The organism is Paracoccaceae bacterium, assembly GCA_033344815.1.
Lineage (GTDB): Bacteria > Pseudomonadota > Alphaproteobacteria > Rhodobacterales > Rhodobacteraceae > Roseobacter.
The window spans coordinates 4,939,005-4,956,213 of record JAWPMR010000001.1; the positions used below are offsets into that span (position 1 = coordinate 4,939,005).

Below are 17,209 nucleotides of genomic sequence, written 5' to 3' on the forward strand. Positions count from 1 at the left end.
TAGATGATCCTAACAACAACCAACACCATCGAAGGCCGCCCGATCACCGCCTACAAAGGCATCGTCGTGGGCGAGGCCATCATGGGTGCGAATATCGTGCGGGATTTCTTTGCTTCCGTGACGGATGTGATCGGCGGACGCTCGGGCGCTTATGAAAGCAAACTCAAAGACGCGCGCGACGAGGCCATGCAGGAAATCGAAGAACGCGCCGCCGCCATCGGGGCCAATGCGGTTGTGGGCATCGATCTGGATTACGAGGTGATCGGGGATTCCATGCTGATGGTTTCTGTTTCCGGCACCGGCGTCACGATCACCTAGAGAAGATACATAAAGAACACGTCGCAAGACATTGAATAAAAACCGCTCTTGCGGATGGACATAAAGGACGAAAACATGCTGAGCATCAAGAACCTGCACGTGAAACTCGAAGAAGAGGACAAGCAGATCCTCAAAGGCGTCGATCTGGAGATCGAAGCGGGCAAGGTCCACGCGATCATGGGCCCAAACGGGTCCGGCAAGTCGACGCTCTCCTATGTGCTGTCGGGTAAAGACGGCTATGAGGTCACCGACGGATCCGCCGAGATGGAAGGCGAAGACGTGCTCGATATGGAACCCGAAGAGCGCGCCGCCGCAGGCCTGTTTCTGGCGTTCCAATACCCGGTCGAAATCCCCGGTGTGGGCAACATGACTTTCCTGCGCACCGCCGTGAACGCACAACGCAAGGCCCGCGGACAGGAGGAAATGTCGGCAGGTGACTTCCTCAAAGCCGTGCGCGCCCGCGCCAAGGAATTGAAAATCGACGCGGATATGCTCAAACGCCCGGTCAATGTCGGCTTTTCGGGTGGTGAGAAAAAACGTAACGAAATCCTGCAAATGGCCATGCTTGAGCCCAAGATGTGCATTCTGGACGAGACCGACTCGGGCCTCGACGTGGATGCGATGAAGCTGGTGGCAGAGGGCGTCAATGCGCTGCGCTCAACGGGGCGTGGGTTCCTTGTGATCACCCACTATCAGCGTCTGCTCGATCATATCAAACCGGACGTGGTGCACATCATGGCGGACGGGCGTATCGTGAAAACAGGTGGGCCAGAACTGGCGCTGGAAGTTGAAAACAACGGTTACGGTGATATTCTCGCCGAGGTGGCATAATGGCAGAAGCAGCATTGCAGATTAGCCCGACGCAGGCGCGGGTTGAGAGCCTTTCGATGCCGACAACGGGTTGGTCTGTGCCCGCGCGCAAAGAGGCTTTGGCACGTGTCCATGCCATGGGCCTGCCGGAACGGCGCGATGAATACTGGAAATACACCCGCCCCGAGACGCTGGCACAGGTTGGCGCGCCGCCAGCGGCACTGTTTGACAACGACGAAGCGCCGGTCTTTGGCGAGATGGACCGGTTGCAGATCGTTTTTGTCGACGGGGTGTTTGATGCTGAGGCATCTGATGATCTGACGTTGGAAGGCGTGACCATAGATCGCCTGGCCACAGCGCAGAGCGATCTGCATTGGGCCCAGGATCTATACGGCGTGTTGGAAAAAAATGGCCAGGATCCAGTGCACCGGCCTCTTGCGGCACTGAATACGGCTTTTGCCAGCGATGGCGTGTTGATCCGCGTGACCGGCAAACCTTCAAAACCGATCAATCTGTCCTATCATCACAACGCCGAAACCAGCGATGCAATCCTGCATCATGTGATCCGCGTTGAACCGGGTGCGGAGGTGACCATACTGGAAAACGGACCGGCGGCCGCGCGTTTCAACAAGGCAATGGAAGTAGACATCGCGGATGGCGCGACGTTTCAGCATGTGCGGGTGCAGGGGCGCGATCACGAACGCCGCGCCGCGACGCATGTCTTTACGCGGCTGGGGACCGAAAGCACGTTCAAATCCTTTACGCTGACGGCGAATGGGGTGCTGACGCGCAACGAATGCGTGATTGAATTGACCGGTGATGATGCGGTGGCCCATGTGGCCGGTGCCTGTGTCGGGGACGGTGATTTCCATCACGATGACACGGTCTTCATCACTCATGATGCGGTGGGTTGCGAAAGCCGCCAGGTGTTCAAGAAAGTGCTGCGCAATGGCGCTACAGGCGTGTTTCAGGGCAAGATCCTGGTGAAAAAGGATGCGCAGAAAACCGATGGCTATCAAATCAGCCAGTCCTTGTTGCTGGATGATGACAGCCAGTTTCTGGCCAAACCTGAGCTGGAAATCTATGCTGACGATGTGGTTTGTTCGCATGGCTCGACATCGGGTGCAATCGACGAGGATGCGTTGTTCTACCTGCGCTCGCGCGGGGTGCCTGCGCCCACCGCGACAGATCTGTTGACCCTTGCGTTTCTTGCCGAAGCGGTTGAGGAGATCGAAAACGAGGACCTGCGCGAAGAGATCAATGGCCGCCTCGCGGCATGGCTGGAACGGCATCGCAGCTAATGGCGGTCACGCGCAACATAAGAGCAACCTACCGCAACCCGGGCAAAGTCATGCGCGGGTTGTTGTCGCTTGGCCCGCGCGAGGACCGTGCTCTGGCCTATCTGATGGCGGGGTGTTTTATTGTGTTCATCTCGCAAATGCCCAAGCTGGCGCGCGAGGCGCATATTGAAGGGACGGAATTGAACATGTTGCTGGGGGCCTCTCTCATGGCCTGGGTCTTTATCGCGCCCCTGTTGCTCTATTTCCTGGCGGCATTGTCGCATCTGTTGGCAAAGCTTTTTCGCGGGCAGGGCAGCTATTATGGCGCGCGGCTTGCGTTATTCTGGGCCTTGCTGGCATCATCCCCATTGATGCTGTTAAACGGCCTTGTCGCGGGATTCATAGGGCCCGGGCTGGAGCTGCAGATCGTGGGGCTTGTTTGGTTCACCCTATTTTGTTGGTTTTGGATCGGCGGTTTGATTGCCGCAGAAAGGACGCCCGCGTGAGCATGGCGGTGGATTGGCCGCAACTGGCCCTGCAAACCCTGCGTGATCCCAAAGCCGCTGGTGCGCGGATCATGAGTTGGCAGATTGAACGCAACACTCTGTGGATGATTGCCGCACTTGTGATCGCCTGCAGCACATTCGTATCCTATGCGTCCCATCTTATTACGCCGGTGCCAGAACCATATGGTTCCTTGGTGGAACAACCGCTGCGGCTGTTTGCCATCATGACCGGCGTTTTCCTCGTGTCTGTTTACATGCTGTTTTGGGTCGGGCGTTCGCTGGGCGGAACCGGTGAGATGGATGATTTGCTGGCCCTTCTGGTCTGGCTGCAAATCCTGCGCGCCTTTGCGCAGGTCATCATTCTGGTCACCGTTTTGGTGGCACCTTTCCTGGCCGCCTTTCTGGTTTTGTTCATTTTGATCGCCACACTCTGGATTTTCCTGAATTTCACGAGCGTCGGATTGCAATTGAATTCGCTGACGCGTGCGACAATGGTATGCCTTGTCACGCTGTTTGCGATTGTCTTTGTTATTGCTTTGATCGGCCCGATGGTTGGCCTCAACCCTTTGGGAGTGCCCGCAAATGTATGATGTCGACCAGATACGGCGCGAGTTTCCAATCCTGAGTCGGGAAGTAAACGGTAAGCCGCTGGTTTATCTGGACAACGGGGCCTCTGCACAAAAGCCGCAGGTGGTGATTGACGCGATCACCAATGCCTATGCCAATGAATATGCAAACGTGCATCGTGGGTTACATTTCCTGTCGAATCTGGCGACGGAAAAATATGAATCCGTGCGCGGTGTCATTGCGAAATTCCTGAACGCCGGGTCCGAGGACGAAATCGTGCTCAATTCAGGCACCACCGAGGGCATCAACATGGTCGCCTATGGCTGGGCGATGACACGGATGCAAGCGGGTGACGAAATCATTCTCAGCGTGATGGAGCATCATGCCAACATCGTGCCGTGGCATTTCCTGCGCGAACGGCAGGGCGTGGTGATCAAATGGGTAGACGTGGACAGCACCGGGTATCTTGATCCACAGGCCGTGATTGATGCCATTGGGCCAAAAACAAAACTGATCGCAATATCCCATCTTTCCAATGTGTTGGGGACGCGTGTCGATGTGAAGTCGATTACGGCGGCGGCGCATGAACGGGGTGTGGCGGTGCTGGTGGATGGCAGTCAATCCGCAGTGCATCATCCGGTGGATGTCGCTGACATTGGATGTGATTTCTACGCGATCACCGGGCACAAGCTTTATGGGCCATCAGGGTCTGGCGCGATCTATGTCAAATCCGAGCGCATGGCGGAAATGCGCCCCTTTATCGGCGGCGGCGACATGATCAAGGAGGTTACCAAAGACACGGTGACGTATAATGATCCCCCGATGATGTTCGAGGCCGGGACGCCGGGGATCGTCCAGACCATCGGTCTGGGCGTGGCACTAGAGTATATGATGGGCCTGGGGATGGAGAACATCTCTGCTCATGAGGATCGGTTGCGGGACTATACGGTTCAAAAGCTGAGCGGCCTCAATTGGTTACAGGTACAGGGGACGACGCCGGACAAGGCGGCGATCTTCAGCTTCACGATGAATGGTGCAGCGCACGCACATGATATTTCGACCATTCTGGATAAGAAAGGCGTGGCCGTGCGGGCAGGGCAGCATTGTGTGGGGCCGTTGATGGCACATATGGGGATCACGGCAAGTTGCCGGGCTTCCTTTGGGCTTTACAACACCGAGGCTGAGGTTGACGTGCTGGTGGATGCGCTTGAGCTGGCGCATGAGCTCTTTGCCTAACGGGGCAAATCACGGTACCGTTGTTCCATGAAAACGACATTTCTTGCAGGTATAACTGCGGCATTGCTGCAAGTCAGTGCGGTCTCCGCAGACATCCAACCCCTTTCCGGCACATGGTCCGGCTCGGTCGCTTTTGACGGGCAAACCGGATGTCCGCCTGAAATGATGGCGCAGATGCAATCGGGGCAGCAGGGCTATTCCGGCGAGGCCTTGAATTTTCCGCAGCCCTTCGATCCTGTGGCGCTTGAGGGGAATGACGCTAATTTTATGTGGACCAAAATCACCGAGAACGTGTGGGAGGGTGTTTTCAGCGACATTCAGGCCACGCCATTTGGAACCCTGAGCGTCGTTTCCAAGTCCATCGTTGTGATCATCGCTCCCGAAAAGATCAATCAGGTCGCGGAACTCAGCGTCGACCTGCCTTTGGGATTGGCTCAGCAACTGGGAATGGCTGGCACCACCTGTTTTGTCGGCAGCACAGTGTATCACACCCGTATCGGTCCATGATCAAAGACCTGTTTTGCCGTTGCGGGGCGTAGTTACACCCGCTATACCGCCGTTTAAGCACCCGTAGCTCAGCTGGATAGAGCGCTGCCCTCCGAAGGCAGAGGCCAGAGGTTCGAATCCTCTCGGGTGCGCCATTTTTCATGATAAAACAATTACTTACCGCCCTAGTGGTTTGACGATCGAGTGCTTACGCGGGAAACTTGCGTAAGCAAACAGCCAAAATCATCACCTTAAAGGGGCATTACTGCCTTGCAATTGCACTCAGTCGTTCAACCGACGCGAGCCCAATGCCGATGGTGTCGGTGATCCCAGGCGTTAATGGGTCAAATATTCCGGATGCCATAAGGGAAGTCGGTCGCGACCTCGATCCAGTGCCAGCCTTCGGCCCGGATGGTCTTATGGTGCTGCCCCACTGAAGTGTTCGGCCCCTATGGTTAGGAATCGGAGGGTCAAAGATGGGAATCGAGCGACACAAGCCGGAAGAGATTGTCAGTAAGTTGCGGCAGGTTGAGGTGCTGTGCGGCCAAGGGATGGCGCGCGTAGACGCCATCCGACGTGCAGATCACAGAACAGACCTTCTATCGCTAGCCTAAGCAGTATGGTGGGATGGGAACCGACCAACTGAAAGAGCTAAAGCGGCTTCAGAAGGAGAATGATCGGCTGCGGCGAGCGGTATCGGACCTGACGCTGGACAAGCTGGTCCTGTCGTAGGCCGCACGGGGAAACGACTGAGCTCTTCACGTCGCCGTGCCTGCATTGACCATGTGCGGAGTCAGCTCCACATCTCGGAGCGTCGTGCTTGTCGTGTCCTGGGGCAGCCTCGCTCCACACAGAGGCGGGTGCCCGTTGGCCGCGCCGATGAAGATCGTCTGGTGTCTGACATGATCGAGCTGACGCGCCAATATGGTCGATACGGGTACCGCCGGATCGCGGTTCTGTTGAGAGATGCTGGCTGGCAGATCAACGACAAGCGGGTCGAACGCCTGTGGCGATGTGAAGGGCTCAAAGTGCCCCTGAAACAGCCAAAGAAAGGACGGCTCTGGCTGAAGGATGGTTCCTGTGTTCGGCTGAGGCCTGAATACCGCAACCATGTCTGGAGCTATGACTTCGTTCATCATCGGACCGATGATGGGAAAGCGTTCCGGACGCTCAACATCCTGGATGAACACAGACGGGAGTGCCTCGCGATCCGAGTGAAGAGGAGGCTGAACTCGACCGAGGGTATCGACGCGCTGACCGACTTGTTCATTCTGCGCGGTGTCCCTGCCTACATCCGGTCAGACAACGGCCCAGAGTTCATCGCTCAGGCCGTTCGAGAATGAATCTCAGCAGTCCGTGCCAAGACCGCCTACATCGGGTCCGGCTCGCCCTGGGAGAACCGGTATTGTGAAAGCTTCAATGCAAGGCTTCGGGATGAACTGCTGAACGGAGAGGTCTTCTACTCGCTAAGGGAGGCGCAAATCCTGATCGAACAATGGAGGAAACACTACAACACCAAACGACAACATAGGGCCCCAGGCTACCGCCCACCGGCTCCGGAAACCATCATCCCGATGAAACCCAGGCCAATCATGCACTAACATTCAAAGTGAACCAACCAAGTGGCGCTGATCAGCATAGCAAAGGGGACGCACTTTGTTACTTAACAGAAAGTGCCTGCGCCTAACCTTCAACCGTCAATTTCATGACCTCTGTTACTACGGGTCTTTTGCTGTTTGCAGGTGCCGTCCCGCTCAGCCCCATTTCGATTGATAACCCCGACCGATACCGTTCACGGGACAAGGGGTTCTGCACCCTCATCCCGAATTTTACTTGTTTGATCGCCAATGCTCGTTTATGAGCGTAAGGAAGCGTTTGTGAACGCTTTTGATGGATTTGATTCTTGCAATACTGCGGAGCGCTTTAAGATTGAATATGTCCGACAATTTTGAGCTTGCAGCGGTCAGGCGTGAGAAAATCGTTGACCTGGTGGTTTTGCGAGGTGCGATGACTTTGCGCGATCTTTGCGATCATTTCAGCGTGTCCAACGCAACAATGCGTCGGGACTTGCAGGCACTGGATGGCGAAGGCCGTGTCGAGCGCACACATGGCGGCGTCATGAAAATTACCAGTGTTCTGGGAGACCTGCCCAACGATCAACGCAAGGTAGTGGGCGCTGAGGAAAAAAGGCGAATTGGCCTCGCGGCCATCAACTTGCTCAACGGCGATGAAGTGGTATTTTTGGATGCAGGTACGACAGCCCACGCCGTTGCCGTCCAAGCCAACAAAAAGCCCAATTGCACCTATGTTACGACTTCTTTGGGTATTGCCAAAAAACTGCAATCCTTGGGCATTACTGATTTCTACCTCATCGGTGGGGCATACGAACCGATAAACGATTCCTTTGCTGGCACGCTGGCTATTGAGGCGTTGCGATCCTTGTCCTTTGATGTCGCATTTATCTGTTGCTCTGCGATTGATCTAAAGAACCAGTCGATAAGCGTTGCCAGTGAGGCCTATAGTCAGGTTCAAAAAGAAGTCCTGTCCAACTCCAGAACGAAACTGGTGATAGCGGATGGCAGCAAGTTCAAACCCAGCGCTTTCATGAGGACGGCAACGTTCTCGCAGATTTCCGGTATCATCACCAACGGTGACGCAAATGAAGCTGACTTGGACCTGATCCGGAAATCCAACCTCGAACTGGTGCTGTCATGACTGCTGCGGGGGTATCGTTGGAAGTACGTAACCTTCAGAAAACCTGGGGGGCCACAAAGGTTCTTCTGGGCGTTGATTTCAGCATCCACGCAGGTGGATTCCTGACGCTGTTGGGTCCGTCAGGCTGTGGCAAAAGCACCGCCCTCAAACTGATCTCAGGGCTTGAGAACGTCACGGATGGCCAGATATTACTGGACGGTCAAGACGTTACGGGAAAAGCCGCAGCCGAACGCAACTTGGGCATGGTGTTTCAAAACTACGCCTTGTTTCCGCATATGAGCGTATCGGAAAACATAATCTACGGCCTCAGAGTGCGCAAAGTCGCCAAAGCGACACAGCAAGCCTCGTTGGAACGTGTTGCTGAACTGATGGCGCTGAGCAAGCTGCTCGATCGCAAGCCCGCGCAGCTGTCCGGCGGGCAACAACAACGGGTCGCGCTGGCGCGTGTTCTGGTGTCGGACCGCCCGCTTGTCTTGATGGACGAACCGCTGTCCAATCTGGACGCCAAGCTGCGCGTGGAAATTCGAAGCGAAATACGTGCTCTGAACAAAAAACTGGGCATTACCGTGCTCTACGTGACCCATGATCAAAGCGAAGCATTGTCCATGTCGGATACGGTGGTTTTGATGAGCGAGGGTCAGGCCGCGCAAATCGGATCGCCCCAGGATCTCTATGACCGGCCGGCAAACACATTTGCGGCCAGTTTCATTGGTACGCCACCCATGAATTTATTGTCGGCAGAGGATGTAGAACTGCCAGAATGGGTCGCGTCTCACGTCAAGGGGCAGGTCTCTGATGTATTGGTCGGCGTGCGCCCGGAAACCATGCGGTTAGCACCGAAAGGCGCCGATTTCAGCGCCGCGTGCAAAGTAAACAGTGTTGAGTATGAAGGCAGCGTCTTTCTTGTTCATCTCAAAACACAATCAGGTGCCAGTTGCATTCTGGCGCATCATGGATCTGACGCGCCATTGCCCGGTGATGATATCACGGTCGGTTGGGACACCACCGCCGCACACTTGTTTTCCAGAACGTCAGGACAACGCATTCAGAGCAGCTAATCCAAAAGGCGAGATAACCGCCCAGTCCACAACTCAATCGGGGAGGAGACCCAATGAAGATTTCTAAATATTTCGCAAGCACTTGCTGCACGGCGGCAATGTTCGCCCTCAGTTCCACAAGCGTTTCGGCGGCAGATCTGGAATTCTATTTTCCTGTTGGTGTGAATGCACCAGCCGTTGAAACGATTCAGGCTCTGACCGATGCCTGGGCGGCGCAGAACCCGCAGCATAGCGTGAAGGCGGTTTATGCCGGCAACTACGAAGAAACCACGACAAAGGCGCTGACGGCTGCGAATGCAGGCCAACCGCCGCAAGTGGCCGTGCTGCTGTCCATCGACCTTTTCACATTGATTGAAGAGGATGTCATCGTGGCGATCTCGGACATCGCAAACACGCCAGAAGACCAAGCATGGATTGACGGGTTTTACGGCGGCTTCATGAAGGATGCGCAATTTGAGGGTAAAACCTACGCGATCCCGTTTCAGCGCTCCACGCCGGTTTATTACTACAACAAGGACGCCTTCCGGGCTGCAGGTCTGGACCCGGACGCTCCGCCCACGACGTGGGACGAAATGCTGGAAATTGGCAAGAAGCTCACAATCAAAGACGACAATGGCAATGTCAGCCAATGGGGCACGCGCATTCCGACCCTCGGTTTGGGTGGCGCATGGTTGTTTGGCGGTCTGGTCGTATCCAAAGGCGACGTCTTGACGACGGAGACGGGCATCGAGGCACGTATGGATACACCTGCCACCAACGCGTCCCTGGAATTCCTGCTGGAGTTGTCAGAGCAGGGTGTCATGGCCCCGGGTGGCATCTCTTGGGGGGACACGCCCAAGGCGTTTCTTGAGGGTCAGACAGCGTCGATGTGGACATCAACTGGCAACCTTGCCTTTGTCGAAGAGAACGCAACCTTCGACTGGGGCGTCGGTTTCCTTCCGGGCGGTGATGGTCCGGGCGCGCCTATTGGTGGCGGGAACTTCTACATCTTTGAAGATACAACCGAGGAAGAGCGCGAGGCCGCGCTGGACTTTATCAAGTTCATGACATCGCCTGAAAACGCGGCCAAATGGAGCATTGCAACAGGCTATGTGGCTCCGCGTCCTGATGCCTGGGAGACCCCGGAGATGAAGGCCTATGCCGAACGCCTGCCGCAAGCGCTGGTCGCGCTTGATCAGCTTAAATATGCTGAGCGTGAGTTTGCGACGTTCCAGCGGGCGAAGGTAACGCAGTATCTTGTCGATGCGATCGAAAGTGTCGTGACAGGAAATGCTGAACCGGCCGAGGCCCTCAAGGCGGCGCAAGAAGGCGCTGACAGCGTTTTGAGCGACTACCAGTAAGAGGTGACCCAAATCCCCGCGCGTCAGATTGCACGCGCGGGGTTCCGCGCGACGCGCATGTAAGGACGGCTGATCATGAACAAGCGATTACCATTCGGGTTGGCGATGATACTGCTCGTCGCGCCTTGTCTGCTGCTAGTCGCTTTCACGCATTACCCGGCGTTGCGCGCCCTGCTGAATTCTTTTTGGAACAATGCCAGCTCGCGACGCCCCTCAAAATTCGTTGGCGTGGAGAATTACCAGACCCTGCTGGAAGATGACCGCCTTTGGCAGGTCATGCTGAACAGCACATTCTACGCTTTAGGGACCATTCCACTGGCCATCGGGCTTGCGATCGGGATGGCGCTTCTGGTGAATGCCAAATTGCCGGGCACATCGTTGATGCGCCTGTCCTTTTTCATGCCTACAATGTTGCCGATGATCGCAGTGGCCAACATCTGGCTGTTCTTCTACGCGCCCGGCATCGGGCTTGCCTCACAAATCCTTGGCCTTTTCGGCCTGCCGCCAATCAACTTTCTGGGCAGCACGGAAACGTCGCTGGTCTCCATGATGCTCGTCGCCGTCTGGAAAGAAGCCGGTTTGTTCATGATCTTCTACCTAGCAGCGCTGCAGGCTGTCCCCGAGAACCTGAAAGATGCCGCCAAGCTCGAAGGCGCGGGCCCGGTGCGCATCTTCTTTGACATCGTACTGCCGTTGCTGCGACCGACGACCATTTTTGTTGCAGTCAACGCGCTGATCAACGCCTTCCGACTGGTGGATCATGTGATCGTAATGACCCGCGGCGGGCCCAACAACTCAAGCGCGCTGCTGCTCTATTACATCTACGAGGTCACCTTCTCGCAGCGAGACTTTGCCTATGGTGCGACCCTTACCGTCTTGATGGTGTGCCTGTTGGGGATCCTTGCAGCGGTACAATACTGGGTGCTCAACCGAAAGGCGCATTATCAATGACGCAAGGCTTGAACAGAATTATGTGGTCTACTTTCGGCCTGCTACTGGCCGCGCTCTGGGGGTTGCCGTTTCTCTATTCGGTCTGGACGGCGTTTCATGACGAGATTTATTCCGCCAATTTCGTCTGGAACGCCCCGCTGACGCTTGAGAACTTTACCGAAGCGTGGCGGGCGGCGCCGTTTGCGCTCTATTTCCTGAATACCGTCATATTGATCACCATCGTTCTGATTGCAAACCTGGTGCTGTGCACGTTGGTGGCCTACGCGTTCGTACGATATCGGTTTCGATGGGCAGGCTTCATGTTCGCGCTGATCATGGTTCAGCTGCTGGTCTCGCCCGAGATCCTGATCGTCGAGAATTACCTGACGTTGTCGAAAATAGGCATGATCGACACGATCATGGGGATCGCGCTGCCTTATCTGACCTCCGCCTTCGGGATTTTCCTGTTGCGTCAGACCTTCCTGACCGTTCCGATATCGCTGGACGAGGCAGCGCAGATCGAAGGCGCTGGTGCATGGCGTGTTCTTTGGAACATCTACGTGCCCCTCGCCAAACCCGTCTATCTGGCCTACGCGCTTGTCTCGATCAGCTTTCATTGGAACAACTTCCTTTGGCCGCTGATTGTCACCAATTCGCCAGAAGTGCGCCCCGTGACAGTCGGTCTCAGCGTGTTCGCAACAGTGGAAAGCGGCGTGGAATGGTCGCTGGTCAATGCGGCGACCCTGATGACGACAGCACCGCTTATCATCGCCTTTATCATCTTCCAACGCCAGTTTGTCGCAAACTTCATGCGCGCGGGTATCAAGTAGGGGCTTCGGCCAAACCATGCTGATCGCACATATCTCGGATTTTCATATCTTCGCCGACGTACCGGAGACGTCGCTGGTGCGCGCAGACATCGCCGATGCAACCCGTAAAGTCGTGGCAGATATCTCCGCTCATCAACCCCGGTTTGATGCTATCGTTTTCACCGGCGATCTGACGGATGGCGGGTCCGGGGCGGACTACGCACTGCTGAAAGACATCCTGGCACCGCTCGACATGCCTATCTTTGTCGTTCCCGGCAATCATGACACCCGTAGCGGGCTGCGCGCCGCGTTTGCGGATGTTTTGCCTTTTGAGCAGGGCCCTTATCTGAATTACCACGCGCAGCTTGGCGATCTGCGGGTTCTGGCGCTCGATACGCTTGTTCCGGGCAAGGTGCACGGGGCGCTTGATCAGACCCAACTGAACTGGCTGGCGGACCATCTTTGCGCGCGGTCCCGCGGACCTACCGTGATTGCAATGCACCATCCGCCTTTTCCGTCAGGTATAACCGAACTCGACGCCATGGCACTGATCGAGGGGCGCGATGCGCTCGGGGCACTTGTGGCGGGATATGACGCACCGCTCTACATCCTTGCAGGTCACATTCACCGTCCGTTTCAGGCCATTTGGAATGGCGCATTCTGCCAGGTTGGCGGCGGCCCCTCCTTTCAGCATGCACTGGACCTGAGGCCAGACGCCCCGGAACCCGGCAGTGCTCCCGAACCCTACGCCTATTTCATATTGCGCCGGGACGCGCAGGATACTTTGACCATCAATAAAAGGTATGTTTCGCTGTGACTCAAGCCACAACAGATGACTGTGCTCGGACCGTCGAGACCATTGCCCGGACGGCAGGCGACCTGGCCCTCTCGCATTTTAACAAGCTCAATACGGTGCTGGTCGAGGCCAAGGGACATCTTGATCTTGTTACCGCCGCGGACCAGGAGGTCGAAGCCTTTGTTACGAGATCCCTGATTGAAGCGTTCCCCGAAGACGGCGTGTTCGGCGAAGAGGGGGCATCACGGCAAGGCGGCTCTGGGCGGACCTGGGTGATTGATCCGATCGACGGGACATTCAACTTCGTGCGTGGCGGGGATCAATGGGCGGTTTCAATCGGCCTGTATGACGGCGAGCGGCCGATTTTTGGTGTCGTATACGTCCCCGTACGCGGGCAAATGCTTGTCGGGGGCATCGGCCGCGCCAGCACTCTGAATGGCGCAAGAATGACCCGGCGCGCGGGCATGAAGGCCGAGCAGGCCGCATGCGGGGTTGGCTTTCATCCCGTGATCCCCGTTGATCTCAGGCTTGAAACACTACGCTTTGTGCTGGAGAACGCACAAATGTCCTTTCGGTGCTGTGGCTCGGCAACCCTCTCGCTGATCGAAATTGCGCAAGGTCAGGTGGACGGATATCTGGGCACTGGCGAATCCACTTGGGATCTTATGGCGGTCGTCCCGATTCTGGAACAAATCGGTATTGGCTGCACCGTCGATTGGGCGCAGACGGATCTGAGTGACAAGTTGCGATTTGCCTGCGGAACACCCGAATTTCTGGATGCCGTCGCTCCGATTGTGCCTTTTGGTACTGCTTTACGGCTGAACTGAACGCAAGCTTGTCTTTTTGCGGCGTTGCGAACGCGTCGATTGAGGGAACCGCAGCACGTCTAAGTGTTATTAATGTCGCGGCGGCTGCTGCACTCTCGCACTGGTCCGTGCGATATGTTGCAATCCCGATTGCAAAGGCAGGATTGCGATGTTTGCCCGCCGAGGGAGCAATGTTGTCCCACACAAACGGCGATTGAAGTTCTTAGATCACTACAGGAAACCGCTAGCGATTTTATACGCAATACTCGCAAAGCCGCAGTCCGGATGAGTTCGTTTATGCGATGAAGAAAATTTGCAACAGCCCAAAACCTATGGAAATTGGCAAGGCTGGTGCCGACGACGCAGATGATATCGGCGAAAGAGACGTCGGGCATCTCTGATCTACGCTCAGGACAAACCAAAGGCTGCCATTTTAAAAAGTAAAAAAGCGCTCCTGCGCTGCGGCTGTGCCAAAGGCCGCTCTGCGTGCCTCCCAACTTCTGAAGGCACCACTCTCAGACGCAGACATTAGCGCATCGCGGTACTGGAAACGGTGTTCTGGCCACGAGAATGCTCGTCAACCAACCCGAGACAGACTTCCGAAACCATTTTGATTCCCCAAGGCATTCAAAGGTGTTCGAGCCGCCAATCGGCAAACAGGCTTGATTGCTGTGAAAATGGCCGTGTATCGTAGCCCGCAAACAGGCTATCATGGGTGGCAAATACAGTGCGCCATCCACCGCAGCCTTGTGTATATCTGTATGAAATGTATCACCGAGCATCGCGATGTGGACCGGTGTCAACCGCGGTAATGACGCTTTGAAAAGTTGGGGTAGGGTCCGCCAACACTGACACAGCACGGGAAAATATCGGCAATTTAATAGCCAAAATGTCCGGGCTCAATCGAGAAACCATCATCGCGGGGGGGGGCGGCCAGATCTGCGTATGCGATGCGCAAACTCAGCAGTCATTGTTGCACGGACTTCACGAACAGATCTTGTCGCGTTGACGTTCAATTCGCCGTCGGCGGAATAAGAAACTGATCAACACTTTCATTGTGACCAGGGTGGTCTTTCAGGCGCGTCACTTGCTGGGGCAAATCGCGAGATGGATCTTTGTCAACCGCCATGACACTCCAATACCCGTTGCCCAGACCTTGAAGGACGGCCTCCCGGCTCGTGATGATTTCGTCATCCTAGATGCGCAATGCGAGGCGCTTGAACTCGGTAATTTCGCCTTTATGGTCGCAGCGGGCAGTATTGCTGAGGACGCGAATGGCACACAGTTGGTCCAGCCGTGCATCCGGGTCGGGGACTATCGTTTCTTTTCTATGCAGCCCGCCAGAAACGAAAAAAATATTGTCTTCGACTTGATTGCGGATGTCCAAAAATGACGTGACTTAATGCGAGCCTTCACGTCGCGCTACATTTGGGAACCATGCTCGACGTTCTGACGACAATCAAAATCGACTGCGTTGACAGCATTCTTGCCATTTCAGCATATCGCCGACCGCCGCATCATCGCGTTACAGGAAAATGTCACCAGCGAAAGGCAAAACAACAAAACAACAAAATCCAGTGAGCCGCAAATCCCATCTGGTGGCTTTTTGGTAGATTTGGCAAAAAATGTTGGCGTATGCGGTGTGAATGGTGGATTAAAATGTTGTTTTGTCGCTTCTAACGTTGCTACATACCCATAGTCGGGGAGTGGTATGTCATCAAAGAAGCAAAGACGACGCGAAGCGATCTCGGCTTTGGTTTTGGAGCGAGGCGCTGTGACTGTGGGCTCACTGGCTGAGCGGTTTGACGTCTCCATGCAAACGATCCGCCGCGATGTTGACGCCATGTGCGAAGGCGACATTCTGCATCGTGTACATGGCCGCATCGAGTTGAGTAAAGAGTTCCTCAATACGCCTTTTGATCAGCGTGCGGGCACCAACCTGATGGGCAAGCGCGCCATTGGTGAGGCCACCGCCAATTTGATCCCTGATGGTTCCACATTGTTCATCTCCATTGGATCCACCCCGCTCAGCGTGGCCCAAGCCCTGCGTTGCCGCAAGGGATTGACCGTCATCACCAACAATCTGAGTGCCGCGATGGCGCTCAGCGATGAGGTCTCGAACAGGATCATCCTGCCCGGCGGTGAAGTGCGTTTGCCTGATCGCGACATTCTGGGAAATGACGTGCTGGAATTCTTCGGCCGGTTTCGGGCAGATTTTGCGGTTTTCGGGGCTGCGGGGATTGCCGAAGATGGCGGCCTTCTTGAATTTCACACAACTGAAGTGCGCGCGACACAAAAGATCTGTGAGAACGCGCAACAGTCCCTCTTGGTGATTGATGGTTCGAAATTCGGACGTCAGGCGCCAGCACTGGGCAGCAATATTGACGACATGGACAGGATTATCACCGACCGACGTCCGTCCGAACTTTTTGCACCGCTACTGGCCCATATCAATGATCGCCTGCTTGTGGCTGAAGGACATATAACATGACGACATCACCGTTTGTGAAGCTTGACGGCGTGGCAAAGCGATGGAACGGCCAGTTGGGCGTCGAGGACATCACACTGGATGTACCAGAGGGTAGTTTCACAGCGCTTCTGGGGCCGTCGGGGTGCGGGAAATCCACGACACTTCGACTGTTGGCCGGGCTGGAGTTGCCGGACGAAGGCAAAATCCTGATAGATGGTAGGGACGTCACCACAAGCGCGGCATCCGACCGGAACCTTTCGATGGTGTTTCAGTCCTATGCCTTGTTTCCGCACTTGTCTGTTGCCGAGAACGTCGTTTTTGGCCTGAAAGTCCGTCGTGTCGCAAAAGCCGAACGTCAGAAAAAACTGCACCGCGCGTTGGAAATCACCGGGCTGCTCGGGCTGGAAGATCGCAAGCCCGGCGAATTGTCGGGTGGTCAGCGGCAGCGGGTTGCTCTGGCGCGCGCCATCGTGGCGGGGCAACGCTTGTGTCTGATGGACGAACCGCTTTCAAATCTTGATGCGAAACTGCGCAACGCGGTACGTAAGGACATCAAGAAACTCCAACGCGACCTTGGCATCACAGTCGTCTATGTCACTCACGATCAGACCGAAGCCATGAGCATGGCTGACACCGTCGTTCTGATGAAGGACGGACAAATTCAACAAGTTGGCGCGCCAGAGGATCTCTATAGCAGGCCCAACAATACCTTCGTTGCAGAATTTGTCGGCGCGCCGCCGATGGCATTGATTGACTCAGCCGTCCTGAACGGATTTGGCGTGGACAAGACCATCGGGATACGGGCCGAAAACATCCAGATTGTCCCGAAGGGTGAAGGGCGGATGCGCTGCGTTGTCAATGAAAGCGAATTCCTCGGCGCAGAGACATTGGTCGGTCTGGATCACCAGGGTACTGCGGGGCTATGCGTGATCAAGCCGGGATTGTCGCTGATGCCTGAAGGCAAAGAAATCGATATCGACTTCAGCGACGAAAATCTACACGTCTTTAACGCTGAAGGCCTGCGTGTGTCAGGGTGACAAACGACTTGCCGATACTAAGGCAAAAATAACCAAGGGAGAGAG

The 17,209-nt window shown here is 55.7% G+C and carries 19 protein-coding genes, 1 tRNA gene and 1 pseudogene; all 21 read left to right on the forward strand.

The annotated features are described in order from the left end of the window. Window positions 1-3 precede the first annotated feature (3 nt). The 21 genes and pseudogenes from R8G34_22915 (at window position 4) to R8G34_23015 (ending at window position 17,164) form a co-directional block, all read left to right on the forward strand. Complete coding sequence (locus R8G34_22915; GenBank protein MDW3225706.1) at window positions 4-318, forward strand: heavy metal-binding domain-containing protein; 315 nt, start codon at window positions 4-6, stop codon at window positions 316-318. Window positions 319-393: 75 nt separating this feature from the next. Further along, entirely contained in the window at window positions 394-1,149 is a 756-nt protein-coding gene (gene sufC / locus R8G34_22920) for a Fe-S cluster assembly ATPase SufC (GenBank protein ID MDW3225707.1), read from the forward strand. Beyond that, window positions 1,149-2,429 carry a Fe-S cluster assembly protein SufD gene (gene sufD / locus R8G34_22925; protein ID MDW3225708.1) on the forward strand — a complete coding sequence of 427 codons (1,281 nt, stop codon included), beginning with the start codon at window positions 1,149-1,151 and terminating at the stop codon, window positions 2,427-2,429. The genes sufC and sufD overlap by 1 nt, the downstream gene beginning before the upstream one ends. Continuing rightward, window positions 2,429-2,914, forward strand: a complete 486-nt coding sequence (locus R8G34_22930; protein ID MDW3225709.1) for a YIP1 family protein — start codon at window positions 2,429-2,431, stop codon at window positions 2,912-2,914. The genes sufD and R8G34_22930 overlap by 1 nt, the downstream gene beginning before the upstream one ends. Window positions 2,915-2,916: 2 nt before the next feature. Next, a complete protein-coding gene (locus R8G34_22935) occupies window positions 2,917-3,504 on the forward strand; it encodes a YIP1 family protein (GenBank protein MDW3225710.1) in 588 nt (195 codons plus the stop codon). Next, window positions 3,497-4,717: a cysteine desulfurase gene (locus tag R8G34_22940; GenBank protein ID MDW3225711.1), complete on the forward strand. Its 1,221-nt coding sequence runs from the start codon at window positions 3,497-3,499 to the stop codon at window positions 4,715-4,717. The genes R8G34_22935 and R8G34_22940 overlap by 8 nt, the downstream gene beginning before the upstream one ends. A gap of 27 nt (window positions 4,718-4,744) precedes the next feature. After that, window positions 4,745-5,224: a hypothetical protein gene (locus R8G34_22945; GenBank protein ID MDW3225712.1), complete on the forward strand. Its 480-nt coding sequence runs from the start codon at window positions 4,745-4,747 to the stop codon at window positions 5,222-5,224. Window positions 5,225-5,281: 57 nt separating this feature from the next. Next, window positions 5,282-5,358: transfer RNA gene (locus R8G34_22950), tRNA-Arg, on the forward strand. A 66-nt stretch (window positions 5,359-5,424) separates the two neighbouring features. Then, window positions 5,425-5,640, forward strand: coding sequence for a hypothetical protein (locus R8G34_22955; protein ID MDW3225713.1), 216 nt, complete (start codon window positions 5,425-5,427; stop codon window positions 5,638-5,640). A 39-nt stretch (window positions 5,641-5,679) separates the two neighbouring features. Next, a pseudogene (locus tag R8G34_22960) lies at window positions 5,680-6,804 on the forward strand (IS3 family transposase). Window positions 6,805-7,138: 334 nt separating this feature from the next. Continuing rightward, on the forward strand, window positions 7,139-7,918 hold the full coding sequence (locus R8G34_22965; protein ID MDW3225714.1) for a DeoR/GlpR family DNA-binding transcription regulator: 780 nt from the start codon (window positions 7,139-7,141) through the stop codon (window positions 7,916-7,918). Continuing rightward, entirely contained in the window at window positions 7,915-8,976 is a 1,062-nt protein-coding gene (locus tag R8G34_22970) for an ABC transporter ATP-binding protein (GenBank protein MDW3225715.1), read from the forward strand. Before R8G34_22965 ends, R8G34_22970 begins: the two co-directional genes overlap by 4 nt. Before the next feature lie 53 nt (window positions 8,977-9,029). Then, window positions 9,030-10,316, forward strand: coding sequence for an ABC transporter substrate-binding protein (locus tag R8G34_22975; protein ID MDW3225716.1), 1,287 nt, complete (start codon window positions 9,030-9,032; stop codon window positions 10,314-10,316). Window positions 10,317-10,391: 75 nt separating this feature from the next. Next, window positions 10,392-11,267: a sugar ABC transporter permease gene (locus R8G34_22980; protein ID MDW3225717.1), complete on the forward strand. Its 876-nt coding sequence runs from the start codon at window positions 10,392-10,394 to the stop codon at window positions 11,265-11,267. Further along, window positions 11,264-12,076, forward strand: coding sequence for a carbohydrate ABC transporter permease (locus R8G34_22985; GenBank protein ID MDW3225718.1), 813 nt, complete (start codon window positions 11,264-11,266; stop codon window positions 12,074-12,076). The genes R8G34_22980 and R8G34_22985 overlap by 4 nt, the downstream gene beginning before the upstream one ends. Window positions 12,077-12,092: 16 nt before the next feature. Beyond that, a complete protein-coding gene (locus R8G34_22990; GenBank protein ID MDW3225719.1) occupies window positions 12,093-12,872 on the forward strand; it encodes a phosphodiesterase in 780 nt (259 codons plus the stop codon). Beyond that, on the forward strand, window positions 12,869-13,678 hold the full coding sequence (locus R8G34_22995; protein ID MDW3225720.1) for an inositol monophosphatase family protein: 810 nt from the start codon (window positions 12,869-12,871) through the stop codon (window positions 13,676-13,678). Before R8G34_22990 ends, R8G34_22995 begins: the two co-directional genes overlap by 4 nt. A 1,066-nt stretch (window positions 13,679-14,744) precedes the next feature. Beyond that, the gene (locus R8G34_23000; protein ID MDW3225721.1) at window positions 14,745-15,050 is read left to right on the forward strand and encodes a hypothetical protein; all 306 of its coding nucleotides are present in this window, start codon (window positions 14,745-14,747) and stop codon (window positions 15,048-15,050) included. Between the two features lie 81 nt (window positions 15,051-15,131). After that, a complete protein-coding gene (locus tag R8G34_23005) occupies window positions 15,132-15,356 on the forward strand; it encodes a hypothetical protein (protein ID MDW3225722.1) in 225 nt (74 codons plus the stop codon). Between the two features lie 12 nt (window positions 15,357-15,368). Continuing rightward, window positions 15,369-16,148, forward strand: coding sequence for a DeoR/GlpR family DNA-binding transcription regulator (locus tag R8G34_23010; protein ID MDW3225723.1), 780 nt, complete (start codon window positions 15,369-15,371; stop codon window positions 16,146-16,148). Then, the gene (locus R8G34_23015; GenBank protein MDW3225724.1) at window positions 16,145-17,164 is read left to right on the forward strand and encodes an ABC transporter ATP-binding protein; all 1,020 of its coding nucleotides are present in this window, start codon (window positions 16,145-16,147) and stop codon (window positions 17,162-17,164) included. The genes R8G34_23010 and R8G34_23015 overlap by 4 nt, the downstream gene beginning before the upstream one ends. Window positions 17,165-17,209: the final 45 nt, after the last annotated feature.